Origin of the sequence: Muribaculum intestinale, from assembly GCF_002201515.1 — a bacterium.
In the GTDB taxonomy this organism is placed as follows: domain Bacteria; phylum Bacteroidota; class Bacteroidia; order Bacteroidales; family Muribaculaceae; genus Muribaculum; species Muribaculum intestinale.
The window spans coordinates 3,272,031-3,297,470 of the sequence record NZ_CP021421.1 but is presented as its reverse complement, the minus strand read 5'-3'; the positions used below and the strand labels follow the sequence as shown (position 1 = coordinate 3,297,470).

Below are 25,440 nucleotides of genomic sequence, written 5' to 3'. Positions count from 1 at the left end.
CAAACAGTGAGGTAAATTATACGACATGAATACAAAGGAATGGTATGCCGACTATATCAATCAGACTGTAAATGACATAAAATATCCCGTTGAGCCGGAGGGCCTGTATGCTCCTATCGCCTATACTCTCGCCTCCGGAGGCAAACGTCTTCGTCCGATGCTGCTGTTGGCCGCATGTGAGGCATGTGGTGCAAGTGCCGACAGTGCGGTAAACCAGGCGTTGGGTATAGAGATGTATCATAATTTTACTCTTCTGCATGATGATGTGATGGACCGTGCTGATGTGCGTCGCGGCAGGCCCACTGTCCATGTCAAATGGGATGACAGTACCGCCATACTCTCCGGAGATGCCATGCTGACAATGGCCGGACGACTTGTTATGAAAGTCGTGGATGACAAAATACTGCGTCCGGTAATGGAGCTGTTCAATACCACTGCGATGGAGGTGTACGAAGGGCAGCAGTACGACATGGATTTCGAGCACCGTGATGATGTCACTATTGACGAGTATCTCAATATGATACGGCTCAAGACTTCAGTTTTGCTCGGAGCTGCATGCAAGCTCGGAGCGATTGTGGCCGGAGCCGATGCGGCCACAGCTGACAGCCTTTATGAATATGGCACGATGCTTGGACTTGCCTTCCAGCTGCAGGATGACTATCTTGACACATTTGGCGATCCGGCTGTGTTCGGCAAGGCCATTGGCGGTGACATCCTCAATGACAAAAAAACATATCTGCTTATTTCTGCACTCCGTTGCGGCGACGATGCCGTTGCCTCGGAAATCGCGTCAATGTTTGGTGTGCGGTCTGACCATAAAATAGAGCGCATACGTCAACTGTATGTTGAGTATGGTATTGACCGTCTTTGCCGTGAGGCAATTGATTATTACAGTGATATGGCAGAGAAGTCGGTGCTTGCCACAGACTTGCCTGCCGACGCCAAGGAATTTTTTGTAGATATTGCGCGGAAATCGCGTGCCCGTTCAAAATAATGCTCGTAGACACTCACACACATATCTATCTTCCTGAAGAATTTCAGGATACCGACGAGGTCATTGACCGTGCGGTCAAGGCCGGGGTAGGGCATATGATATTGCCAAATGTCGACATGCTTACGCTCCAGCCCATGCTGGCTCTACACGAGCGTTATCCTGAACTCACATCAGTCGCAGTCGGACTTCATCCTACTGAGGTCGATTGCGGTTTTGAGAATGTGCTCGGTCACATGCGCGCTATTCTCGACAATCCACCGGTCGGCCTGTGTGCAGTTGGAGAAATCGGAATAGATCTTTACTGGGATACTACACACCGCTCCGAGCAGCGCGAGGTGTTTGCCACCCAGTGTCGCTGGGCTGTTGAAAAAGACCTGCCTGTAATAATCCATTGTCGCGAAGGGCTTGATGACACTCTCGAAGTGCTTTCCGGTCTTGATGCCACTCCACGGGGCGTTTTCCATAGTTTCGGAGGCTCGGCCGATGATGTCGACCGGATACGCCGCGTAGGAGATTTCTACTTTGGAATCAACGGTATTGTCACTTTTAAAAACAGCAGGTTGCGCGATGTGCTTACTGATATAGGTATCGACCGGATTCTTTTGGAGACCGACTCGCCATATCTCGCTCCCGTGCCACATCGCGGACATCGCAATGAGTCGGCTTATGTCGCTTTGGTTGCTCATACGGTTGCGGATTCTCTTGGTATTGATTATGATGATGTGTGCCGCCGTACTACCGTGAATGCAATGACTCTTTTTGGTATCATGGGGCGAGTCACGGATGCAACTGCATTCAAGACTGTTCAGGTGCAGTCTGATTAATTCGACAAAACAGTGTAACTTTGCAGGCAATACCGGTGTTATGCTGATAAACGTTAAGACTATTTGAGAAATAGAGTGGATAGCAATGATAAGGTAATAGGGCTGTTCAACGACAGCTTTCCTCCGGTGCTCGACGGAGTAACGCTCACTGTCGAGAATTATGTGCACTGGCTCACGACGATGGGTTACAAATCCTGTGTCGTGACGCCGTGGAACCCTGTCATGCCATCTCATGACGGTTTTGACCTTTATCGGTTCTTCTCACTCCCGATACCTTCCAGGGCGCCTTATCGTTATGGCTATCCTAAAGTCGATCCCTTTATATGGAGAAAGCTGCGGCGCACACCATTTTCTCTTGTCCATAGTCACTGTCCGTTTTCTTCAGGGCGTTTGGCATTGTATTCATCGCGATACCATGATGTTCCGCTTGTGGCCACTTTTCACTCCAAGTATCGCACCGATCTGGAGCATTCTCTTCCCCCCTGGATGGTAAAGCGGATAATGAAGCGTGTACTTGATTTTTTCAATGCAGCCGATGAGGTGTGGATACCGCAGGCTCAGGTAGAGGATACCGTCAGAGAATATGGCTACAAAGGGCGTCTCACTGTAGTCGAAAACGGTATTGACCTCGCGATGGAGAATTTCGACAGTATACTTGACTTCAAGGCCGAGTCGCGCCGCCGTATTGGGATTGACAGGTCTGAGATGCTTTTGCTTTTCGTAGGGCAGCACATCTGGGAGAAAGGAGTCGAGGTAATTATACGCGCAATATCCATGTTGAGGGATTTGCCTGTCAGAATGGCATTTATCGGCACAGGCTATGCTGTCGACGATATGAAATCGCTCATCCGCTCTCTTGGTGTTGAAGACCGTGTCACACTCCATGGAGTCATCCGCGATAGGGATACACTGAAACAATACTATGCAGCTGCAAGTCTTTTTCTCTTTCCGTCATTTTATGACAACGCACCTCTTGTAGTAAGGGAAGCCGCAATGATGGGCACCCCCTCGATATTGCTCCACGGGGCCACGGCTGCCGAGGTTATTGTCGACGGGGAAAATGGCTTTCTCGCAAATCGTACTCCTGAGAGCTATGCCGCATTGATTCGTGAACTATACAACAATCCCGAGCGTATCGATATTGCCGCCAAAGGCGCCTCGTCTACTCTCACGCGTTCATGGCGTGATGTGATGGAAGAGGTTGTCCAACGTTATAACGAGATTATTGAACGCCATGTCCGACGAAAAAAATAATAATAAACAATATCCTAATTCGGTGACAAATACCTCTCGGTCGCCGCATATAAGCATGTGGAAGGTGCTCATACCCGTTGTCATAGGCCTTACTGTGGTTGTATGGCTTTTCCGTAGGGAATTCAGTGTAAAGGTATGGGACTCAATTCACTTTGATGTTCATGTGATAGTGTGTATCCTGTTGGCGTGGCTCTGTATGGCTGGGCGCGACTTTGGGCTTACATGGAGATTCCGCTCCCTTACTGACCGTGAGCTTACATGGTGGCAGGCCATCAAGGTCAATTTCATGTGTGAGTTTACGTCTGCGGTCACTCCTTCTGCCGTGGGAGGCTCATCGTTGGGGATGATATTTCTGCATCATGAAGGGATTGCCCTCGGGCGTGCCACTACACTGATGATGACAACCTTGTTTCTCGACGAGCTTTTCTTTGTCGTGTCATGCCCGATAATTGTCGCTATCGTACCCTACGACGAACTGTTTGGATTCAGTCACACTAAATTTGAGATTGGCCTGCGTTGGGTTTTCTGGATTGTATATGCAGTGCTCTTTGCGTGGACGCTGATACTGTTTCTTGGCATCATCCTGAAGCCGGAGGGTGTCAGAAAGGCATTGATATGGCTCTTCGGATGGAAGTTGTTGCGTCGGTGGCAACCGGCTGTCATATCATTGGGCGACAGTATGGTGGCTACTGCTAAGTCATTGCGCACCCGATCTTGGAAATGGTGGGGTGAGGTGTTCGGCGCCACTGCTCTCACATGGACATCACGCTACCTTGTGGTCAATGCCCTTTTTCTCGGATTTGTCCCTGCCGCCAATCAGCTGGTCGTATTTGCCCGGCAGTTTGTTGTGTGGGTAGTGCTCATGGTGAGTCCTACCCCCGGAGGCAGTGGAGTCAGCGAATGGCTTTTTACCGAGTATTACGGAGATATGCTCGGCAATGCCTCTGTCGCGCTAATCATCGCTCTCTTCTGGCGTATAATCACATATTATGTGTATCTGATTGTAGGCGTGTTTCTTGCACCCTCTATGTTAAGCGGTCGTACTGCCCGGCCGGTCGTTGCCGACCTGGAGATTGCGATAGATTCCACCACTGCGGATTCTGATATTAAAAATAAACAAGACGACCGTACTGCGGCCGAAAAATGATATATTTTTTTCCATGACTACATTTATAGGAATTATACCTGCGCGATATGCATCATCGCGTTTCCCCGGCAAACCATTGGCCGACATATGCGGCATGACCATGATAGAGCGTGTCTACCGCCAGGCCTCAAAGGAACTCGACGAAGTTGTAGTAGCTACCGACGACGAAAGAATCGCGGATGCCGTAAGAGCATTCGGCGGAAATGTGGTGATGACATCCGACACCCACAGAAGCGGTACCGACCGTTGCTGTGAGGCTTACCATAAATCCGGCTCAAAGGCCGATGTGGTTATAAACATCCAGGGCGACGAGCCGTTTATCGATCCGTGTCAGATTGCAGCGCTCAAGCAATGCTTTGACTCCGACAGCACAGACATTGCCACCCTCGTGCGTCCGTTCGACCGCAATGGCAGCTATGAGGCTCTTTCTGACCCTAATCGCCCCAAAGTCGTTGTGGGTGATGATATGTCGGCTGTATATTTCAGTCGGTCGGTGATACCGTATCTGCGCAATTATCCTCGCGAGGAGTGGCCGTCGCGTGCGCAGTATTATACCCATGTAGGTATGTATGCTTATCGTGCAGCTGTGCTCGACAGAATCACCTCCCTTCCGCAGAGTACACTTGAGATTGCCGAGTCGCTCGAGCAGTTGAGGTGGCTTCAGGCCGGCTATTGTATAAAGGTTGGCTTGACGGAGTGTCCGACTATCGGCATTGATACCCCTGAGGATTTATGCCATGCCATAGAGTTCTGTAAATCTATTGAAGCCTGACTGCATTATGCTTGATCGTATCACACCGCCTGAGGTGCGGCCGTTCGGACATCTGTCGTTGCCGCCGATGAAACGCATCGTGCTTGACAACGGTATTATACTCAATGTTTACGACCATTCATTCCAGGATGTCAGCGAGCTTATGCTCCTTACTCCGGGAGGGATGGTGGAAGCGATGGGGTCGCCTGTCGCCTCAATGCTGGTGCCGGTGATGCTCGACGGATCCCGGATGTATCCCGGCAGTGCTCTTTCTGATGTCTTTGACTTTAACGGAGCGAAGATTTCACCTTCAGTGTCCGACCACTTTACCGGAGTGTCTATCAGGATGCTTAACTCACATTGGGAAAAACTCCTGCCGGTATATGCCGACATGATATTCTCTCCCGAATTGGACAGTCATGCGGTAGATACATGTCGCCATCGCATGGCGCAGAGCGCGGCGATTGCCATGCAGCGTGTGGAGTATAAGGCCCAAAAGACTGTGCGTGAGCTTGCTTACGGTGCTGATCATCCCAAGGCTGTCATGGATACGCCGCAGAGTGTCGAGGCTGTTTCAAGAGAGGATTTCCTAAGGTGGCATGACTGCATATTCTCCCGCAATCTTTCAGGAGCCGAGCTGTTTCTGTCTGGACGTGTCACTCCGCCGATGATTGATGGCATAAACCGGATATTCGGTTCGGTGGCTGTTGATACAGATAGCGATACATCCCCTCATATTCTGCCGTTTGACACAGTTGCACCATCTTTCAGGTTTATCGAAAGCCCGGGGGCATTGCAGAGTGCCATACGCTTTGCGATACCGTCGATACCGCGCACTCATCCCGATTATATCATGCTTCGTTGTGCCGTGGTTGCGCTTGGCGGATATTTCGGCAGCCGTCTTATGTCCAACATCCGTGAAGACAAAGGGTATACGTACGGTATTCAGGCCGGTCTTCTGGGGTCGCCTGAAGGCACGGTCATGCTTGTCCAGACTTCGGCCGACAATGCCTATGCCGAGGCTGTGGTCAATGAAATCAGGGCAGAGATAGAACGTCTTTATTCGGGCGATTTCACGGATGAGGAGATGGAGCGTCTCCGACAGTACCTGATGAGCACGCTCGCGCAGCATCTTGATACCGCATTCTCGATATCCGCATGTCATGTCACAGAGAGAATTTCCTTTACCGGATCCGAGTATTTTGCCAGACAGGTCGATGTCATTTCATCAATGACCCCTGATGCTCTTTGCAATGTGGCCCGCCGACATCTTCCGCTGGATAAGGAGATTGTTGTAATCGCCGGCAGTAAGGTTTAGAACCCTTGTTTGCATCCGAATAAATGTTAAATAATACTGTTAAGTGTGTTAAATGTTTATCTCCTTTGACTTTTACAGCGGAATTCGCTATTTTTGAACGTTATTGTATTATAATCCACTGACGGTATAATTATTATACAAGCTCTTAAACTATTGCTATATGCAGTAGTCTAATGATTAGATTTGTTCAAAAGGAGAATTAGAATTATGAAATTAACGAAAGCATTTCTCACCGCATTTCTCTGTGGCGCCGCGGCAACCGCTTCAGCACAGGGATACTACGATGATGACATCTACTACGACGCCTCTAAGGATACAAAAGCCAAGGAGGAAATCGCCGCACATAAGAAAGCCGTCGAGGAAGAGCGCATTCGTCAGCAGCAACAGTATGAGGCCGAGCTGGCATACTGGCGTTCGCTTGCCAATCAGCAGAGCACATATAATCCCAATCTCGGCGGTGGCGATTATGCCGCAGCCGATACATATGCCTTGCCCGGTACCGGGTCGGCACGTAATGTCGATGAATATAACCGCCGTGGGAAGTATGCGTCATCTTCACAGACGGGTGATACCACTGCTGTGGACGACAATTTCACATATACACGGCGTATAGAGCGTTTCCATAATGGTGACATTATTGCCGATGTCAAGGATCCCGAACTGGTCGACTACTATTATTCTTCTGCCGCATCTCAGCCCGATATAAATATATATCTTGTAAATTCCGGATGGAATTCCTGGGGGTGGGGTCCGTCGTGGTATGATCCGTGGTGGCCGTCATCGCCGTATTGGGCATGGAATTACTGGGGCCCGTCGTGGTCGTTCGGCTGGAACTCATGGTGGGGTCCGTCATGGTCATGGGGTTGGGGTCCTGGGTGGGGTCCCGGATGGGGACCTGCCTGGGGTCCGTCATGGTCATGGGGCTGGGGACCCGGATGGGGACCCGGATGGGGACCCGGATGGGGCGGTGTGGCTTGGCACCGTGGAAATTATACGCCCAATGGACGTCAGTCTACAGGTATACGCAATGGCTATACAGGTGTCGGCTCCTCGCATCCGGGCTCGCCGTTCAACAGCCGTACTAACGGGCGTGCAGGCAATGTGACACGTCAGTCGCTTGGCAACTATCGCCCGGGCGGATCTTCATCGACTCCGGCATCAAACGGCAATGTCGGAAATTATCGTCCCGGTAATAATGCGTCACCTTCATACACTCCGTCATATACACCGTCGAATAGCAATTCCGGTACATATCGTTCGGGCAGAGGCAACTCTCGTTCCTCGTCTCCGTCCTACAGTTCGCCGTCGCCCTCGCGCAGTAGCGGAGGCAGCGGATGGGGTGGGGGCTCTTCCCGTGGCGGAGGTGGCGGTACTACATCGCGTGGCGGACGCCGATGATGTCACTCTTTTAAAGACCTTGTTACTATATTTTGTTGCATAACTGTTTTCATCCACTGGTATATGAAAAAATCTTTATTTATAGCAGCCGCGGCCGCCGTTCCGGCGATTGCAATGGCACAGGCTGGTGTCGATGTGGCGCATCTGTCAGAACTTGGAATGCGTGGTACCGCCCGATTCATGTCGATGGGCGGTGCGTTTACAGCACTCGGTGGTGACCTGTCCACTCTTGGACAGAACCCTGCCGGTATCGGCATATATCGCAGCAGTGAGGTTGGAATAACTCTTGACTTGAATTTCCAGTCGTTTCAGGCCTCGGCTCCTTCGATGACCGATACGCACAACCAGACCCGGTTCAATGTAAACAACTTTGGATATATCGGTACGATGAAGCTCTACAGCGAGGCTACCCCGACATTTTCGTTTGGTGCGTCATACTCGCGTATCAATTCGTTTGACCGCGTGTTCAAGGGCAACTTCAATAACCTTGGCGGGTCTTCGCTCTCCAACTATGTGGCTGCATTTACCAACTCGCTCAATCCTATGGGCGACGGGTATAGCCCATATAGAGATGTCGACCTTATCTGGGGCAGTAATTACAATCCGTATGATAACGCTCCATGGATGTCAGTATTGGCATATAACAGTCTTATAATAAACAATGGCCAGGAGAACTCCAATGGACAGATATCATTTCAGGGTCTGATGGGCGACGGCACCACCGGTTCGGCTAATTTTGATATCCGCGAGAAAGGGCATGTCGACGAATATAATATTACTTTCGGTGGCAATATTTACAATACCCTTTACTGGGGTATTGGATTCGGCATTACTGATGTTGATTATACCCAGTGGTCGTACTATGGCGAGCGTCTGAGCAACGCATATCTGAGCGTACGTACAGATGAAGGTCCCAAAGATTTGTATTATAAGGATGTCCCGGGCACAGCCAGCTATGGCCTTACCAATTATCTCCATTCGTCCGGTTCAGGTTTTAATGTGAAATTTGGCCTGATACTGAAGCCAATCAACGAATTCCGTATTGGTATCGCGGTACATACTCCTACCTGGTACTCTATGACCGATACATACTGGGGCGCTATTGACTATAACATGCTTCCGGACAACGGGCTTCTTGCACCCAATGGAGAGCATTACAAAAATGAGACGGACAATGTAGTCGCCAATGATTCATATGATAACTTCCATGACTATCATCTGCGTACTCACTGGCGTATCATGGTTGGTGCTGCGGGCGTAATCGGTGGCAAGGCCATTATTAGTGCCGATTATGAATATCGTGGTGCGAATATGCAGCTTTCCGATGTCAATAATAATGAGTATGTCGACGTCTCCGATGAGATTAAGACATATTACAAGGGCGTGAATATATTCCGCGTCGGCGCCGAGTATCGCGTGACTCCTCAGCTCAGCCTCCGTGCCGGCTACAGCTATGAGTCCTCGCCTGTGAAGCAGTGGGTCGCCAATGATGGTGAGAACATACAGTTTGCAGGCACAATACCTTCTTATTCATTCAACAAGGCTACACAATATATTACGGCCGGTCTTGGCTATCGTGTAGGACGTTTTGCGATAGACCTCGCTTATGTCAACAAACACCGTGAGTCGACATGGCATGCTTATTCTCCAATAGTTGCCGAAGGCACTATTGTAATGGATTCTCCTCAAGCTACAGTGAAGTCTAACTACAATCAGCTTGTGCTCTCTCTCGGATATAAGTTCTGATTACCGACAGATAACAATTCTATAAACAGAGCCGCTGCAAGCACATCCCTGCAGCGGCTCTGTTTATATATGCATTTCTTGATGTAAAATGTGTGTAAATGAGGTGTGTGGCTATTTTAGTGTGGCCTACAATGGATAATCTCTCATAGAGTATGTCTATGGCAAAGACTTGAATCGAGAGATTTAGAGGGTGTTTAATAACAAAAGTTAAAACCTGAGTGGTGTATCTTTTGATTAAATGGCTGGCTGTGAGGAGGAAGCATAGCGGTGCTATGTGACCGACGAGCAACAGCCAGTTAACAAAAGAGACACCAAGGCGATGGTAATTTCAAAAAATCACAAAAGAATGAAACATATGACTGACATAAAGATAGCATCATGTCTGCGGCTTTTGAGCGTATTCGGCTCTATGCCTCAGTCACATAGCCCGCTATGCTCCTTCTGCATAGAACCGAATCCATCTCAAAATCCGCAGCTCAGGATTTAACTTTTGTTATTAAACACCCTCTTAATAGTGGTCGATAGGATAGGGGAGCAATGTCATGCCGCCGGATCATGTTATCAAGATGTTTAGGAGGGTGTCATATAAACAACATCCTCTTATAAAAAGAGTAAGCCGTTGTAACATGAGTTACAACGGCTTACTCTTTTCTTTAGTCGGGGTGACTAGACTCGAACTAGCGACCTCACGCCCCCCAGACGCGTACTCTAACCAACTGAGCTACACCCCGCTAAAATATTGTGTCCGAGATGAGATTCGAACTCACACAGCCTTTCGGCCACTACCCCCTCAAAGTAGCGTGTCTACCAATTCCACCACCCGGACTTTTGTCAGCATAATAGATGCATAACTTAGAGCGAAAAACGGGACTCGAACCCGCGACCCCGACCTTGGCAAGGTCGTGCTCTACCAACTGAGCTATTTTCGCAGATGTTTTCGGGGATTTATCCACATGAAGTGGAAAGGTCTGCATCTGTGCTGACTATTATTTAAATGTTCTCTTTATCGTCGGGGTGACTAGACTCGAACTAGCGACCTCACGCCCCCCAGACGCGTACTCTAACCAACTGAGCTACACCCCGCTAAAATATTGTGTCCGAGATGAGATTCGAACTCACACAGCCTTTCGGCCACTACCCCCTCAAAGTAGCGTGTCTACCAATTCCACCACCCGGACTTTTGTCAGCATAATAGATGCATAACTTAGAGCGAAAAACGGGACTCGAACCCGCGACCCCGACCTTGGCAAGGTCGTGCTCTACCAACTGAGCTATTTTCGCAGATGTTTTCGGGGATTTATCCACATGAAGTGGAAAGGTCTGCATCTGTGCTGACTATTATTTAAATGTTCTCTTTATCGTCGGGGTGACTAGACTCGAACTAGCGACCTCACGCCCCCCAGACGCGTACTCTAACCAACTGAGCTACACCCCGCTAAAATATTGTGTCCGAGATGAGATTCGAACTCACACAGCCTTTCGGCCACTACCCCCTCAAAGTAGCGTGTCTACCAATTCCACCACCCGGACTTTTGCCGACATAATAGATGCTGGGCTTAGAGCGAAAAACGGGACTCGAACCCGCGACCCCGACCTTGGCAAGGTCGTGCTCTACCAACTGAGCTATTTTCGCAGATGTTGTATTGATTCCGATGGGGATTGCGGAATCGGCTCGTGCATCATGCCGGCTACATTAATTAAATGTTCTCTTTTGAGCGAAAAACGGGACTCGAACCCGCGACCCCGACCTTGGCAAGGTCGTGCTCTACCAACTGAGCTATTTTCGCGTTTCGCAAGGCGTTTTTGTCGTTTGCGATGCAAAGGTAGGTACTATTTTTGAACTGACCAAATCTTTTTGTCGCTTTTTTTTGTTGTATGTTGCCGGCTATTTATGGAAGTCGGGTGTCAATCTGTTGAATGAGTTAGTGTTAAAGGGATGAAAAAATATTGAAAAACACATATGCCTCAGGCTTGGCGAGAGCTCTGAGACATATATGGTGTATGAATCTTATTGCAGGCGATTATTCGGTCAGAATCCCGTCAGCCATTCTTTAAGCTGATTCAACATTGCGTCGTGGTATTTGAATGATGGTTTATAGCCCCATCCGTGACCTCCGGATGGATATATAACCATTGAAGCCGGCACTCCGGCTTGGTGTAGAGCCTCATAATAGCGCAGACTGTTGGCGGGAACGACTCCTTTGTCATCATCGCTCAGCAATATGATGGCGGGAGGAGTGTCCGCTGTTACCTTGAGCTCATTGGAGTATTCGAGTATATCGGCTTCCGATGGCTTTTCGCCCAACAGGCTTTTGCGAGAGCCGCCATGGGTGATTTCATCCTTCATGGATATGACGGGATAAAACAGTATCTGGAAGTCGGGCCGGGCTGTAGTGTCGGCGTGGGTTGCTACTGTGGTGGCGAGATGTCCGCCGGCAGAAGAGCCCATGATGCCGATATCGTCGGTTTTTATGCCCCATTCGGATGCGTGCTCGCGCATTGTTTTTATAGCATCGGTGGCATCTTTGTATGGCAGTTCCCGATTGCCGGCGGGCAGGGTGTATTCCACTACGGCGTAGGCTATGCCCATGCCGTTGAAGTATGGCACCCAGTCAAATCCTTCATGGCCGGTAGCGAGGTGGGAATATCCTCCTCCGGGGAGGTCTACTACCGCACGGCCTGTTGCTGCGGAGGTTGGAGGCAGAAATACTGTCATCTTGGGATTGTCAATTCTGATGATTCTGGGAGCACCATTTTGTGCAGGCAGGCTTACTGTTGCGAGCGCACCGAGAGACATAGCTGTAAACATTTTTCTTAGAAACTTCATTTAGTTGATGGTTTGAGAGAATGTATGTACTGGAGTGCTGAAGCGCCTGTTTGGCCGGTCGGAATTCAGCATATGTTAACAAAGTTAGCTTTTTTTGCTGACACTTCAATTATATTTGCTTAATTTGCGCATTCAAAAAAAGCCGCATATGGATTCCGTCAACAAATATACCGCAAATATTGATGATATATTGCAGCGCAGGCAGGTGCGTCCTACGGCAAATCGTATAGCGATTTTCCGGGAATTGCTGAATGCCGGCGGCCCACTCAGCATGGCTGAGCTTGAGGAGAGGCTGGTCACTATCGACAAGTCGGGCCTGTCGCGCACGCTTGGGCTGTTTGCCTCTCGACATCTCGTGCATGTGATAGAGGATGGTAGCGGGGCTGCGAAATATGAAGCATGCCAGGGCCATTCCGATCATTCGATTGATGACATGCATCCCCATTTTCATTGCGAGGGCTGTGGCGTGACGGTTTGTCTCGATGATACTCCCGTGCCGCTTGTGTCAGTTCCTGACGGATATGAAGTATATTCAGTTAATTATGTGATAAAAGGCTTGTGTGGGGTATGCGCGAGTAAATACAATAGTTAAATAATGTAAAATGTGCGTGTGCGGGGATTTGTTGCGTCATGATTTTAGGCGCTCAGATTTGTTGTAATGGAATAGAAATCTTATCTTTGCATCGTTTTAAGGGTAAGCTGTGTAGCGGGCCGCATGATAATGGCTATTGTTTTCGTCGCAACGGCATCGGATGTCTCAACCAGCGGAACATAGCGGACTTGCAGGTGGCAGGCATGCTTGATTCTCTTAATTCGTAAAGATATATTAGTCAATTAATTATTACCAACTGCTTAATTTAAGAAATATAGCTGAAGATTAAAAACAACAACTCACTGAATGGCAGAGTATGCGATTCCACCCCTTAATTGTAATCGCTCCTGTCTTTTTATTAACAGGATTTTGACGCCGAGAGGCTGCACCATTCTACGTCAACATTTATCATCACGAAATTTTATTTAGATTATGGATACTAACAACGAAGAGAAGAAACCGCGCCGACCCAGAATCGGTGACCGCATGCAGGTAGGAGAAGGCGGCGATGCCGTGTTCAATAGCACAAAACCTAATTATTCTAACCCCTCGCCGGCCGATGATTCGCAAGGCCCGCGCAATGATTACGGACAACGCCCTTATCAGCCACGTCAATATAACAACAATCGTCCTGGCGGCTATCAGCCCCGCTACAATAATCAGGGTGGCTACAATCGTCAGGGTGGTTACAACAATCGGTATAATCAAGGAGGCTATCAGCCCCGTTACAATAATAACGCTCAGTCGGCTGCTGTTTCAGAAAGTGGCGACTCTGCGTCCGCTTCGCCGGCCACTCCTTACAATTCCGATTCGCAGCAGTCGAATTATCAGGGTGGCTATCAGCCACGATATAACAACCAAGGCGGATATAATAACCGTCAGGGCGGCTACAACAATCAGAACCGTCAGGGCGGCTACAACAATCAGAACCGTCAGGGCGGCTATAACCGTCAGGGTGGCTACAACAACCAGAACCGTCAGGGTGGCTACAACAACCAGAACCGTCAGGGCGGCTACAACAACCAGAACCGTCAGGGTGGCTACAATAACCAGAACCGTCAGGGCGGCTACAACAATCAGAACCGTCAGGGTGGCTACAACAACCAGAACCGTCAGGGCGGCTACAACAATCGCCCCGGCGGCTATAATAAGAATCGCCAGCAGGGAGGCATGCGCCAGCAGGGAGGATTTGGTGCTCCGCGCCAGGGCAAGAGCTTTACGCCACGCCCCAAGCGTATTGAGTACGAAATGCCTATACCCGATCCTAACGAACAGATTCGTCTCAACAAGTTCATGGCCAATGCCGGTATCTGTTCACGTCGGGAGGCCGACGAATTTATCCAGCAGGGACTCGTCAAGGTCAATGGAGAGGTTGTGACCGAACTTGGAACAAAGATTTCACACAACGATGTGGTTGAATACGATGAAAAGGTCGTGACTCTGGAGAGCAAGTGCTACATATTGCTCAACAAGCCCAAGGATTGCGTTACCACCAGCGATGACCCCAACGGACGCACTACTGTGATGGATCTCGTGAAGGGTGCATGCAACGAGCGTATCTATCCCGTGGGACGCCTTGACCGCAATACTACCGGTGTGCTCCTCCTTACCAATGACGGTGATCTCGCCTCGAAACTTACACATCCGAAATATGTGAAGAAGAAGATTTACCATGTGTGGACCGACAAGGATATCTCGGAGGATGATATGCAGGCTATTGCCGACGGTATCGAGCTTGAGGACGGACCCATCCATGCCGATGCAATATCTTATGCTACCGAGACCGACCGTAACCAGGCCGGTATTGAGATTCATTCGGGCCGCAACCGCATCGTGCGCCGTATCTTCGAGAGCCTCGGCTACCATGTGACAAAGCTTGACCGTGTGTATTTCGCCGGTCTTACAAAGAAGAATCTTCCCCGTGGACGTTGGCGCTATCTCACACAGGAAGAGGTCAACTTCCTTAAGATGGGCTCATTTGAATAATGAAAAATATATCATGACAATCTGGCGCGCGTAAGGTGCGCATATCATACGCGCAGCCTGAATGTCATGGATTACTATTACATTTCTAAATGAAAAGAGAAAAAATTATCGACCTTTTCAAGAAGGCCGAACTCATAGGCACTGAAGTCACAGTAATGGGCTGGGTGCGCACACGTCGCGGTAACAAGCACGTGCAGTTTGTAGCTCTCAACGACGGGTCGACCGTGCGCAATATTCAGATTGTGCTTGACATGACCCGCTTTTCCGACGAGCAGCTGAAACCAATCACTACCGGCTCGGCTCTGCGTGTCGACGGACGTCTTGTAGAATCTATGGGTAAGGGTCAGACTGTAGAGGTACAGGCTGACAATGTGCTGGTGTACGGTACCGCCGACCCCGAGACATATCCCCTTCAGAAGAAGGGGCATACCCTTGAGTTCCTTAGGGAGAAAGCTCATCTGCGTCCGCGCACCAACACCTTCGGTGCTATTCTGCGTGTGCGCAGCGCCTTGGCTTTCGCCATTCACCGTTTCTTCCAGGAACGCGGATTCTTCTATCTGAACACTCCGCTTATCACTGGCAGTGACTGTGAGGGTGCCGGTGCTATGTTCCAGGTAACCACACTACCGCTTAACGAGTTGCCCAAGACCGAGGACGGTGTCGTGGATTATTCCAAGGACTTCTTCGGAAAGCCTACCGCGCTTACCGTAAGCGGTCAGCTCGAAGGCGAGCTTGGCGCTACAGCTCTTGGCGCCATATACACATTCGGTCCTACCTTCCGTGCCGAAAACTCCAATACTCCGCGCCACCTGTCGGAATTCTGGATGATTGAGCCGGAAGTGTCGTTCTTTGACATAACCGACAACATGGATCTTGCCGAGGCATTTGTCAAGTACTGTATCTCATATGCTCTTGAAAATTGCCGCGACGATATTGAGTTTCTCGCCGAGCACTACGATAAGGAGCTTATCGAACGTCTGAATTTTGTCATCAGCAATGACTTCGTCAGACTTACATATACCGAAGGTGTGAAGATACTTGAGGAATCCGGACATAAGTTTGAATTCCCGGTATACTGGGGCGCTGACCTACAGAGCGAGCATGAGCGTTTCCTCGTGGAGGAGTATTTCAAGAAGCCTGTAATCCTTACCGATTATCCCAAAGAGATAAAGGCATTCTACATGAAGCAGAACGAGGATGGCAAGACTGTCCGCGCCATGGATGTGCTCTTCCCCAATATCGGCGAGATTATCGGCGGTTCCGAGCGTGAGGAGAACTACGATAAGTTGCTCGCACGCATCGAGGAGCTGGATATCCCTATGAAGGATATGTGGTGGTATCTTGATACCCGTCGTTTCGGCACTGTTCCTCATTCTGGATTCGGTCTGGGCTTCGAGCGTCTGGTGCTTTTTGTTACCGGCATGACCAACATCCGCGATGTAATCCCGTTCCCGCGTACTCCCAACAACGCAGAGTTCTGATTATACATATAATTTATATAAACAGCGCGCCCCGGACTTTCTGCCGGGGCGCGCTTGTTATATGGGTATTTTCCGTGTCGGTTTATTCCATGAGCTTGCGGTAGCGGCGACGGGGCAGTTCCTTTCCGCCGTTGCGGGCCCGCTTGTAATCCTCATAGTCGGAGTACGAACCTTCGTAGAACACTACGTTGCCGTCGGGCTCAAATGAAAGTATGTGGGTGCATATGCGGTCGAGGAACCAGCGGTCGTGGCTTACCACTACAGCGCAACCTGCAAAATCGTCAAGGCCCTCTTCAAGGGCGCGCAGTGTGTTGACGTCAATATCGTTGGTCGGCTCGTCGAGCAGCAGAACGTTTCCTTCCTCCTTCAGTGCCATGGCCAGATGCAGTCGGTTGCGTTCGCCGCCTGAAAGCACACCGATTTTTTTCTCCTGGTCGGCGCCTGTGAAGTTGAACTTCGACAGATAGGCGCGGGCGTTTATATCGCGTCCGCCCATGCGGAATGAGTCGGTGCCTTGAGAGATTACCTCATATACCGATTTCTCGGGCAGGAGGTCGTGATGGCGCTGGTCGACATATGCTATTTTTACAGTCTCTCCTACATCGAATGTGCCGGCGTCGGGTGTTTCCTGACCCATGATAAGGCGGAACAATGTTGTCTTGCCTGCGCCGTTGGGGCCGATTACTCCTACGATGCCGTTGGGGGGCAGGGAGAATGACAGATCCGAGAAGAGCTGTTTCTTGCCAAACGCTTTTGCCAGTCCGCTGGCTTCGATTACCTTGTTGCCGAGGCGCGGTCCGTTGGGAATGAATATCTCCAGACGTTCCTCGCGTGCTTTCTGGTCTTCGTTGAGCAGCTTGTCGTAGGAATTCAGACGGGCCTTGCCTTTGGCCTGACGTGCTTTTGGAGCCATGCGCACCCATTCAAGCTCGCGCTCGAGAGTCTTGCGGCGCTTTGATGCCTGCTTTTCTTCCTGGGCCATGCGCTTTGTCTTCTGGTCGAGCCATGAAGAGTAGTTGCCTTTCCAGGGTATGCCTTCTCCGCGGTCGAGTTCGAGAATCCAGCCTGCCACATGGTCGAGGAAGTAGCGGTCGTGGGTGATTGCGATGACCGTTCCGGGATACTGCTGCAGGTGTTGTTCGAGCCAGTCGATTGACTCGGCATCAAGGTGGTTGGTCGGCTCGTCGAGCAACAGTACATCGGGCTGCTGGAGCAGAAGGCGTATCAGGGCTACGCGGCGGCGTTCGCCTCCAGAGAGGGTGGATATTTTCTGGTCGTCGGGCGGACACTGGAGGGCATCCATGGCGCGCTCGAGTTTTGAATCGATGTTCCATGCGTCGGCGGCATCGAGTTTGTCCTGAAGCTCGGCTTGGCGCTGGATGAGAGCGTCCATCTTGTCGGGATCTTCAAGCACCTCGGGGTCACCGAATGCTTCGTTGACTTTCTCGAATTCAGCGAGAAGGTCCATCACAGGCTTTACGCCCTCGCGCACTACGTCTATCACAGTCTTGTCGGGGTCGAGCTGCGGCTCCTGTTCGAGGTAGCCTACAGAATATCCCGGCGAGAATACTACTTCGCCCTGATAGCTCTTGTCGATGCCGGCGATAATTTTCAGCAGCGATGATTTTCCCGAGCCGTTAAGACCGATGATGCCGATTTTGGCGCCATAGAAGAAGGAGAGATAGATATTTTTCAGTACTTGCTTTTGTGGCGGGTATATTTTTGATACACCTACCATCGAAAAAATTATTTTTTTGTCGTCAGCCATTATATTATTAATGTGTGATAGGGGATACCGGTGTTATTTTCTGCCTTTTTGGGGTGCGTAGCGCACGGGGTAGTCGACACGCTTGCGGCCGGTGATGATTGCCGACAGTTTGGCGCGAAGCAACTGGCGGCGGATAGCTGAGATATGGTCGATATATAGCTTCCCTTCGAGGTGGTCGCATTCGTGCTGTACGATGCGGGCGAGAAATCCTGAGATTTCCTCTTCGTGAGGCTGGAAATCGTCGTCGACCCATTTGAGGCGGATATGCTCCACACGGGGCACTGACTCTGAAAGGTCAGGCAATGACAGACAACCTTCGTTGCGTGTCTCCACCGGGCCGTCGAGTATCTCGATTTCGGGATTTATCAGTGTGAACTTGCGCCCTTTGCACTCGGGGAACGCATCGGCCACAGGGTCTGCGTCAATAACGACGATGCGGTCGTTGCGGCCCACCTGCGGAGCTGCCAGGCCTACTCCGTCGGAGTTGTACATGGTCTCCCACATGTCGGCCACGAATTTCTTGAGTTCCGGATACTCGGGGGTGACATCTGTCGAGATGGCACGCAACACCGGATGTCCGTAAAGGTATACGGGTAGTTTCATTGGTTGAATTGTTTGCTTTGCAGATAATCGTTAAGAATGATAGTGGCGGCTATTTCATCGACCACGGCCTTGTCCTGACGGCGCGATTTGCGCATGCCGCCATCAATCATGGCCCGGTGAGCGAGCACCGAGGTGAAGCGCTCGTCCCAATATGTGATTTCAATATCCTGAGGCAATGCTTTCCTTAGCATGGCTATACCCGGGCGGATATAGTTCATCGATTCCGAGTCTTCGCCACGCATAGTCGACGGCTTGCCTACGATGATTGCATCGACATTTTCCTTGAGTATATAGTCGGCCACCCATTTGGCAAGGTCGCAGGTCCGTACTGTGGTAAGTCCGGTCGCGACAATGCGCAGCGGGTCAGTCACTGCTATGCCGCAGCGACGTCTGCCGTAATCGATTGCCATAAGTCGTCCCATTCTGTGCAAAGTTACAAAAACTTACATGTTTAAGTGCATGTTTAAAAAATAAATGTTATTAAAAATCCACAGCCCATTCATTTCCATTCATTTCAGAGCTGTGGATAGGAAGAGAATACCTTTACAGATGTCTACTCGCACTCGGGTATTACCATGCCTTCGCGGAGCGCTTTTTCAGTTTCCGGGCCTTTTGCTTTGCGTACTATGGCAAGCGCAAATTCGATAGTTGTGCCCGGTCCTTTTGATGTAATCATGCGGTCTCCGATTACTACAGGCTCTTCAGAGTATATCCCACCGTTCCTTTCAAGGTCCTCTTTGAGAAACGGATATCCTGTGGCCTTTACTCCCTTGATGATGCCAAGAGGGCCAAGAATAAGAGCTTGTTTAATAATAAATGTTACCGTCAGGGCGGTCAGTCGGCGAGCAGATTTCCGCTTGTGATGAGGGAGTTATGGGGCTCCATAACGACCGAAGAACGGGCGGAAATATGCCGGCGAATGACCGAAGTGATGTAATTTGTTCCATATTGTTGATATATTTTTACATTTGCTTTAAAGCAGGCAAGAGATTGAATGGTTATAAAGCTACCTTTTGTCTCGTATATCCTGGCCGCTTTTCGCCTTGTTCCTCAGTCATGTACATAAAGTACACTCCTTCGTCACATATCGAAAATCGACTCAAGCTATACGACCCTGGCGGCAACATTTATTATTAAACAAGCTCTAAGAGCCGGGGCGGCACAGATGGCTGCGATATTGCCACCTTTATCCCAATGGTCTTTCACGATGTCATTCAGGCTCTCGTCAAGGTTTACTGCATCCTCCGATTTGTCAGCTCCGGGAAATACGAGCCAGTCAATATGCTCCGGATTTAAATCCGAGATGCCCATGTCAGCCACAATATTGTTGCCTGTGGCTCCTCTTACAAGACGTTTGTCAGTCATGGATACGGTGAACACTTTCATTCCGGCACGTCGCATTACGTCGACCGGAGCGAGAGCTTCGATTTCGTCGAATCCGTTGCCAAGCATCACGAATGTAGCTTTGCCGGACGGTCGTGATGATGTCGGAATTCTGATACTGGTTTCAGTCATAGTTTGATTGTTTAAGTGTTTTTAATTAACTTTACAAATGATAACAGATATCATTTGGATAGCACGAAGTTATATCTCAAAATATTCTTATACAAGAGGTTACTTTGATGATATTCGCTTACTTAAAACTCACTTTCAGTAATAATCAACCGGATGAAGACCGAAAAAATTTCAGAAAAATATTCATGCGTTGCCACGTGTCCGATGAGAAACGTGATAGCCCGCTTCGCCAACAAGTGGTCGATGCTGCTCCTTGTCATTCTCGATGAATTCGGTGTTATGCGTTTCAATGAACTGTCACGAGCGATTCCCGACATCTCACCCAAAGTATTTGAATTATAAGTGATTTTACATCGGCAAAATTACTTATGTATCCTCATACATACAAGTACCGAAAAATTTTTCATATATCGAAAAATTTTTCGGTATTCTGATTATCAGTGATATTGCTTAACTTTGCGGTTAAACATGCTCTCAAATAAATTGTATGGCATACGAAAAGAAGATACCTGTAGACCTTGATTGCCCACTCAGGCTCACGATGAGCTTGATAGAATCCAAATGGAAGTCCTGTATTCTCGACGAGTTACGTTCAGGAGAGGCTATGCGCCCGAGCGAAATACACAAATGCCTGCCGGAGGCTGCTCCACGAGTACTTGACATTCAGCTTAAAGAGATGGTTGAGGATGGACTTGTAGTAAAAACAATATATCCCGAACTTCCTCCCCGCTCTGAATACAGGATTACCGAACTCGGTCAATCACTTATTCCAATAATTGACCTGATGCTCAAATGGGGCAGGGAACACTTCGATATTTTTGAAAAGAAATATGGTAAGAGCTTGGAAACTGTTTAAAATTCATAATTACTCTGCTTTTGAGAGTCTTGTCGGCGTCTTTTAGCTTATTCTTGGGTCATGTAGCTACGGCTACACTCCCTCATCACAAGCAAAAATCCATCAGACAATCCTTCTCAAAATCGGTATCATATAAATTTAAACAGTTTCTTAAATTCGAATCCATAATGTGCTCTTGGCCGCCGGTTATATCATATCTGTTTGTCCCTCCGCTTTAGCATACCATTAAGCCGGTCGCCTGGCGATAATAACTGCTCATATAAATAAAGTGTAAAGTATAATATATTATGAAACGCCCTCTAAAACAGCTTATCATACTTCTGTTCATATTGTTGTCGGTATGTGCCGGATGCTCAAGCAAGCGATATGTGCAGCATGAACGTTGCTATTCGCATATTGAGGAGCGGTTGGCAACATATATTGCCGCCCAGGATGCCCGCATTGGTGTCGCGGTCATAATCGACGGAAGAGATACCATTTCCGTCAATGGCAACAGGGATTTTCCGATGCTGAGTGTCTACAAGTTTCCGCAGGCGATGGCCGTGGCCGACTATTGTATGAAAAACGGTGTCGGACTCTCTGACACCATTTCAATCCGTGGCGATGAGATGAAAGAAAATACATGGAGCCCTATGCGCGACAGATATGGGGTGGGTGATTTACGCCTGCCGCTGTCCGAACTGCTCGAATACTCTCTTCGCGACAGTGACAACAACGCGTGCGATATCCTTTTCCGCCTGATAGGTGGCACACATGTGGCCGACAGTCTTATGAAAGCCATGGATTTTGACGATATTGTCATAGCCTCCACCGAGGATGAGATGCACCGGGATATTTATTTGTGCTATCAGAATCGCTCCACACCCATAGCTATGGCCGGGCTGTTCGACAGATTTTACCGTCAGGAGATGCGCCACGACTCTCCGTTGCATGAGGCAATAGGCAGGATAATGATGACTTGCACTACCGGCAACAGGAGACTGCCGGCCCCGTTGATGCCTACAAATGCTGTCATCGGACACAAGACCGGCACAGGCGATGTCAATTCCCAGGGGCGTATAATAGGCGTGAACGATGCGGGATACGTGTTTCTCCCTGATGGCCGCGGATATGCTGTTGCGGTTTTCATTGCCGACTCTGCTTGCGGTATGGAAGAGACCGAGCGTATGATAGCCGATATTTCCGATATTATATTTCAGACATTATTTAAACGATAATTAAAATGAAGACCACTATATTACTCGCTGCAATGACCATGATGACCTCGTCAATCGTGGCTTTTCCACAAGAACCCGCACTGACTGGCTCATGTGCCGTCCCGGAAGATGTGGCTGAGTCTTTCTTCCCTGAATCCATTGATTCCGGATTGAAGAGCGTGCTACTTCCTGTCGATTATGGCCGAATGGTCAACTGCAGAGAGTGGGTATCTGATGCGCTCGCCACTGTGACTCCTGATTCTTATGGCTATGATGAAAAAAGCGGGGTAGAGAAGCTGTTGAATGAAAAGACCTATCCTGTTACCCCCGCCGACATGGTCGGCTCATGGCGTGTGCGCTCGATACAGATTGATGCACGCGACGGCATATTTTCATATCCTTATTTTAGATGCCGCTTCCGCAATGTTGATGGAAAAGTGTTTTTTGAGAAGACCACCGGCAGTCAGCGTAAATCAGGATTTGTATATCAGAATGGCCCGGAGTCTTTGGCCTTTCTTGGCGGATGGAGCGTGAACGACGAGCCGCAGACTTTATATGGCGCTGAGAATTCAGTTGCCGGAGTCCTCTATAAGATTGGGACGCGCAGAGCTATAATTCTATTCCCGACAAGTGCCGACCGTGTCGAGATATATGAACTGATAAAATGATTTGAATCGGTTGCTTATGGATATCGACGGAATGTTGTCGCGCAAGATAAACCTGCCTGACATAAAGAGCATGGCGCATTGGGCCTCCGGTGATGCCGACCACATGGCGACTTTGTGGTCAGCGGTGTGTTCTGCCGACCGGCTTACGTCTGTGAATGCGCTATGGGTTATGACACATCTGTGTGAATCTGAATCGGAGTGGCTGCGTTCCCGACAGGACATGATTATTGACATGTTACTCGCCGCTACGGATGTGGCAAAGAAAAGGATGTTGTTGCAGATTCTGAAAACTCAGGATTTTGATGCCGGCACAATGCGAGCCGACTTACTCGACTTCTGCTTGTCTAAAATAAATTCGGAGTGTGAGCCATATTCCATAAGAGCATTCAGTATCTATGTCGCATTCCGTATGGCCCGACACTATCCCGAGCTTATCGCCGAACTGAAGGAATATCTTAAGATGCTCTCATTTCAGGGTATGTCGCCGGGACTGGCTTGCGCCCGACGTAATACTCTCGCAGAAATCAGAAGGATTGAAGCCGGTTAATAAGGCTGACATAAACATCAACGGGGAATGCCTCCCGGCATCCCCCGTTGATGATCATATATTCCAACAAAACAGATTAATACAGTAAATGGCTAAATTTCATACTTTAACTTTCCTTGATAGTCCCCCGAAGGGACTATAGACAGAACATCAATATCTTTGGCGTGGGCGAGGCCCACGGTTGTTGTCTTTAGAAATTGTCGGCTTTACGCTCGAAGTAGCCTTGAGGCTTTTCACATACGGGACACTTCTTGGGCGCATTCTTGCCGCGGTGGATGTATCCGCAATAGCGGCATTGCCACAGTACCTCTTCAGCGTCTCCGAACATTGTGTCGGTGGCCAAACGGTCGAGCAGACGCAGATAGCGCTCTTCATGACCCTGTTCTACCTGTGCTACAAGTTTGAAATTGGCGGCAATCTGGGGGAAGCCTTCTTCCTGGGCTGTCTTGGCGAACGCAAGATACATGTCGGCCCATTCCTCATGCTCGCCGGCGGCGGCTTCCTGTAGATTCTGTGCGGTAGTGCCTACCGGTCCTGCAGGATAAGAGGCTGTGATTTCGAGCATCCCTTCTTCCAGATAGCTGAAAAATTTCTTGGCATGGGCATATTCCTGTGAAGCTGTTTCAAGAAAGATGGCGGCAATCTGTTCGTAGCCTTCTTTCTGTGCCACTTCGGCAAATATTGTATATCGGCCGCGGGCCTGGGATTCTCCGGCAAATGACTTCAGAAGGTTCTTTTCGGTCTCGGTGCCTTTGATACTTTTCTTATCCATAGTTATTGTGTGGTGTTTAAGTTCGTAATTGAGTTTTTATACTATCTTAACGCCTCTTCATAAAAATAGTTCACGTGTGTTATAAAAAAACGATGTGGCTTGCCGGTATAATAGATGGAAAATAGTTAATTTTGTGGTCAAATGCAGATAAATAAGTAACTGGTCGAAATTTTTTTGATGTTTATTCGAGTGAAATTTTAGAAATTTTTTCGCTGAAGAAGGAGTGTGGCGAGCTACGCGACTGATGAAGAGAGTGAAATTTTGCCGACAAATATCGAAATAATCCGACCGGTCAATATAAACAGTTACTTAAAACTCTAAAATATTTATGAACGACTATATTGAGTTGCGTGTCGACCTCACCCCCTGTGATGAGGCTGCCACCGATGTACTTGCCGCGTTGCTTGCCGAGCATGGGTATGAGAGTTTTGTGCCTGATGACGGTGGTCTCACTGCCTATGTGCGCGAGCCGGAATTCAATGCCGGGGTTCTCCGGGGAGTAATTGACGACATGCCTTTCGAAGGGATTACCGCAGATACGCGCTGGAGCAAGGTAGAAGGGCGCGACTGGAATGCCGAGTGGGAAAAAAATTATTTTCACCCTATAAATATCGATGGACGTTGTGTCATCCACAGCTCATTTCATACCGATATCCCTGAGGCCGAATATGATATAGTGATTGACCCGAAGATGGCATTCGGCACTGGCCACCATCAGACCACTACATTGATTATACGCCATCTCCTTGCTTCCGAGCTCAAAGGCAAGTCGGTGACCGACGTCGGCACAGGCACAGGCATTCTCGCCATCCTTGCGGCCATGCGTGGCGCGACGCAGGTTCATGCTATTGAGATTGACGAGTTTGCCCATGTCAATGCCGTGGAAAATGTAGCCCTCAACGGTCATCCGGAGATTGACGTGATTCTTGGCGATGCATCGTCGCTTGCACCTTTGGCTCCGGCTGACATCCTGCTGGCCAATATCAACCGCAACATTATCCTTAATGATCTCGGACGATATGCCGATGCGGTAGTAGCCGGTGGAGAGATTGTGCTCAGCGGTTTTTATTCGGCAGATGCCGATGTGATACTGGCAGATGCCGGCAGATATGGACTTGAATACAAGTCGCGAGCTTCAATTGACGACTGGACATGTCTGGTGCTCTCTAAATCCTGAGATTATACTTTTATTGAATA

The 25,440-nt window shown here is 49.2% G+C and carries 24 protein-coding genes and 10 tRNA genes; 17 read left to right on the top strand and 17 right to left on the bottom strand.

Annotated elements, in window-relative coordinates; genetic code table 11:
* Nucleotides 1-25 precede the first annotated feature (25 nt).
* The 8 genes from ADH68_RS13740 to ADH68_RS13705 all read left to right on the top strand — a co-directional run bounded on the left by ADH68_RS13740 (nt 26) and on the right by ADH68_RS13705 (nt 9,432).
* On the top strand, nt 26-994 hold the full coding sequence (locus ADH68_RS13740; protein ID WP_068960331.1) for a polyprenyl synthetase family protein: 969 nt from the start codon (nt 26-28) through the stop codon (nt 992-994).
* Nucleotides 994-1,818, top strand: a complete 825-nt coding sequence (locus tag ADH68_RS13735; protein ID WP_068960332.1) for a TatD family hydrolase — start codon at nt 994-996, stop codon at nt 1,816-1,818. Before ADH68_RS13740 ends, ADH68_RS13735 begins: the two co-directional genes overlap by 1 nt.
* Before the next feature lie 75 nt (nt 1,819-1,893).
* Nucleotides 1,894-3,072 (top strand): glycosyltransferase, encoded by a 1,179-nt coding sequence (locus ADH68_RS13730; RefSeq protein ID WP_068960333.1) that lies wholly within the window; start codon nt 1,894-1,896, stop codon nt 3,070-3,072.
* A complete protein-coding gene (locus ADH68_RS13725) occupies nt 3,053-4,219 on the top strand; it encodes a lysylphosphatidylglycerol synthase transmembrane domain-containing protein (protein WP_068960334.1) in 1,167 nt (388 codons plus the stop codon). Before ADH68_RS13730 ends, ADH68_RS13725 begins: the two co-directional genes overlap by 20 nt.
* Nucleotides 4,220-4,232: 13 nt before the next feature.
* The gene (gene kdsB / locus ADH68_RS13720) at nt 4,233-4,991 is read left to right on the top strand and encodes a 3-deoxy-manno-octulosonate cytidylyltransferase (RefSeq protein ID WP_068960335.1); all 759 of its coding nucleotides are present in this window, start codon (nt 4,233-4,235) and stop codon (nt 4,989-4,991) included.
* Between the two features lie 7 nt (nt 4,992-4,998).
* On the top strand, nt 4,999-6,288 hold the full coding sequence (locus tag ADH68_RS13715) for a M16 family metallopeptidase (RefSeq protein ID WP_068960336.1): 1,290 nt from the start codon (nt 4,999-5,001) through the stop codon (nt 6,286-6,288).
* A 207-nt stretch (nt 6,289-6,495) separates the two neighbouring features.
* Nucleotides 6,496-7,686 (top strand): hypothetical protein, encoded by a 1,191-nt coding sequence (locus ADH68_RS13710; RefSeq protein WP_068960337.1) that lies wholly within the window; start codon nt 6,496-6,498, stop codon nt 7,684-7,686.
* A gap of 63 nt (nt 7,687-7,749) precedes the next feature.
* Nucleotides 7,750-9,432: an OmpP1/FadL family transporter gene (locus ADH68_RS13705; protein WP_068960338.1), complete on the top strand. Its 1,683-nt coding sequence runs from the start codon at nt 7,750-7,752 to the stop codon at nt 9,430-9,432.
* Between the two features lie 657 nt (nt 9,433-10,089).
* On the opposite strand, the gene ADH68_RS13700 is transcribed toward ADH68_RS13705, so the two are convergent.
* From ADH68_RS13700 to ADH68_RS13650, 11 genes are all read right to left on the bottom strand, one after another.
* Nucleotides 10,090-10,163 (bottom strand) — tRNA-Pro (locus ADH68_RS13700).
* 11 nt (nt 10,164-10,174) lie between these two features.
* Nucleotides 10,175-10,258 (bottom strand) — tRNA-Leu (locus ADH68_RS13695).
* 30 nt (nt 10,259-10,288) lie between these two features.
* Nucleotides 10,289-10,361, bottom strand: a tRNA-Gly gene (locus ADH68_RS13690).
* An 80-nt stretch (nt 10,362-10,441) separates the two neighbouring features.
* Nucleotides 10,442-10,515: transfer RNA gene (locus ADH68_RS13685), tRNA-Pro, on the bottom strand.
* 11 nt (nt 10,516-10,526) lie between these two features.
* Nucleotides 10,527-10,610: transfer RNA gene (locus ADH68_RS13680), tRNA-Leu, on the bottom strand.
* A 30-nt stretch (nt 10,611-10,640) separates the two neighbouring features.
* Nucleotides 10,641-10,713, bottom strand: a tRNA-Gly gene (locus ADH68_RS13675).
* A gap of 80 nt (nt 10,714-10,793) precedes the next feature.
* Nucleotides 10,794-10,867: transfer RNA gene (locus ADH68_RS13670), tRNA-Pro, on the bottom strand.
* Between the two features lie 11 nt (nt 10,868-10,878).
* Nucleotides 10,879-10,962: transfer RNA gene (locus tag ADH68_RS13665), tRNA-Leu, on the bottom strand.
* Nucleotides 10,963-10,992: 30 nt separating this feature from the next.
* Nucleotides 10,993-11,065: transfer RNA gene (locus ADH68_RS13660), tRNA-Gly, on the bottom strand.
* A gap of 81 nt (nt 11,066-11,146) precedes the next feature.
* Nucleotides 11,147-11,219: transfer RNA gene (locus ADH68_RS13655), tRNA-Gly, on the bottom strand.
* Nucleotides 11,220-11,461: 242 nt separating this feature from the next.
* Nucleotides 11,462-12,259 carry an alpha/beta hydrolase gene (locus ADH68_RS13650; protein WP_068960339.1) on the bottom strand — a complete coding sequence of 266 codons (798 nt, stop codon included), beginning with the start codon at nt 12,257-12,259 and terminating at the stop codon, nt 11,462-11,464.
* 148 nt (nt 12,260-12,407) lie between these two features.
* Between ADH68_RS13650 and ADH68_RS13645 the strand changes: the two genes are divergently transcribed.
* From ADH68_RS13645 to asnS, 3 genes are all read left to right on the top strand, one after another.
* On the top strand, nt 12,408-12,851 hold the full coding sequence (locus ADH68_RS13645) for a Fur family transcriptional regulator (RefSeq protein WP_068960340.1): 444 nt from the start codon (nt 12,408-12,410) through the stop codon (nt 12,849-12,851).
* Between the two features lie 432 nt (nt 12,852-13,283).
* Nucleotides 13,284-14,837, top strand: coding sequence for a pseudouridine synthase (locus ADH68_RS13640; protein WP_068960341.1), 1,554 nt, complete (start codon nt 13,284-13,286; stop codon nt 14,835-14,837).
* A gap of 89 nt (nt 14,838-14,926) precedes the next feature.
* A complete protein-coding gene (asnS, locus tag ADH68_RS13635) occupies nt 14,927-16,318 on the top strand; it encodes an asparagine--tRNA ligase (protein ID WP_068960342.1) in 1,392 nt (463 codons plus the stop codon).
* 82 nt (nt 16,319-16,400) lie between these two features.
* On the opposite strand, the gene ettA is transcribed toward asnS, so the two are convergent.
* The 5 genes from ettA to ADH68_RS13610 form a co-directional block, all read right to left on the bottom strand.
* Nucleotides 16,401-18,086, bottom strand: a complete 1,686-nt coding sequence (gene ettA / locus ADH68_RS13630) for an energy-dependent translational throttle protein EttA (protein ID WP_068960343.1) — start codon at nt 18,084-18,086, stop codon at nt 16,401-16,403.
* 33 nt (nt 18,087-18,119) lie between these two features.
* Nucleotides 18,120-18,689, bottom strand: coding sequence for a peptide deformylase (gene def / locus ADH68_RS13625; protein WP_068960344.1), 570 nt, complete (start codon nt 18,687-18,689; stop codon nt 18,120-18,122).
* The gene (gene ruvX, locus ADH68_RS13620; RefSeq protein ID WP_068960345.1) at nt 18,686-19,111 is read right to left on the bottom strand and encodes a Holliday junction resolvase RuvX; all 426 of its coding nucleotides are present in this window, start codon (nt 19,109-19,111) and stop codon (nt 18,686-18,688) included. The genes def and ruvX overlap by 4 nt, the downstream gene beginning before the upstream one ends.
* 131 nt (nt 19,112-19,242) lie before the next feature.
* The gene (locus tag ADH68_RS14215) at nt 19,243-19,485 is read right to left on the bottom strand and encodes a DJ-1/PfpI family protein (protein ID WP_255201342.1); all 243 of its coding nucleotides are present in this window, start codon (nt 19,483-19,485) and stop codon (nt 19,243-19,245) included.
* Nucleotides 19,486-19,793: 308 nt separating this feature from the next.
* Nucleotides 19,794-20,204, bottom strand: coding sequence for a DJ-1/PfpI family protein (locus ADH68_RS13610; RefSeq protein WP_068960346.1), 411 nt, complete (start codon nt 20,202-20,204; stop codon nt 19,794-19,796).
* A 153-nt stretch (nt 20,205-20,357) separates the two neighbouring features.
* On the opposite strand from ADH68_RS13610, the gene ADH68_RS13605 reads away from it, so the two are divergent.
* The 5 genes from ADH68_RS13605 (at nt 20,358) to ADH68_RS13585 (ending at nt 23,471) form a co-directional block, all read left to right on the top strand.
* Nucleotides 20,358-20,546, top strand: a complete 189-nt coding sequence (locus ADH68_RS13605) for a winged helix-turn-helix transcriptional regulator (protein WP_084273963.1) — start codon at nt 20,358-20,360, stop codon at nt 20,544-20,546.
* A 145-nt stretch (nt 20,547-20,691) separates the two neighbouring features.
* On the top strand, nt 20,692-21,060 hold the full coding sequence (locus tag ADH68_RS13600) for a winged helix-turn-helix transcriptional regulator (protein WP_068960347.1): 369 nt from the start codon (nt 20,692-20,694) through the stop codon (nt 21,058-21,060).
* A 287-nt stretch (nt 21,061-21,347) separates the two neighbouring features.
* On the top strand, nt 21,348-22,277 hold the full coding sequence (gene bla / locus ADH68_RS13595) for a class A beta-lactamase (protein ID WP_068960348.1): 930 nt from the start codon (nt 21,348-21,350) through the stop codon (nt 22,275-22,277).
* Between the two features lie 5 nt (nt 22,278-22,282).
* Nucleotides 22,283-22,924, top strand: a complete 642-nt coding sequence (locus ADH68_RS13590; RefSeq protein ID WP_068960349.1) for a DUF4893 domain-containing protein — start codon at nt 22,283-22,285, stop codon at nt 22,922-22,924.
* Between the two features lie 16 nt (nt 22,925-22,940).
* Entirely contained in the window at nt 22,941-23,471 is a 531-nt protein-coding gene (locus ADH68_RS13585) for a hypothetical protein (RefSeq protein WP_068960350.1), read from the top strand.
* Nucleotides 23,472-23,661: 190 nt separating this feature from the next.
* On the opposite strand, the gene rbr is transcribed toward ADH68_RS13585, so the two are convergent.
* Nucleotides 23,662-24,243, bottom strand: coding sequence for a rubrerythrin (rbr, locus tag ADH68_RS13580; RefSeq protein WP_068960351.1), 582 nt, complete (start codon nt 24,241-24,243; stop codon nt 23,662-23,664).
* Nucleotides 24,244-24,571: 328 nt separating this feature from the next.
* On the opposite strand from rbr, the gene prmA reads away from it, so the two are divergent.
* A complete protein-coding gene (gene prmA / locus ADH68_RS13575; RefSeq protein WP_068960352.1) occupies nt 24,572-25,420 on the top strand; it encodes a 50S ribosomal protein L11 methyltransferase in 849 nt (282 codons plus the stop codon).
* The last annotated feature ends 20 nt before the right edge of the window (nt 25,421-25,440 follow it).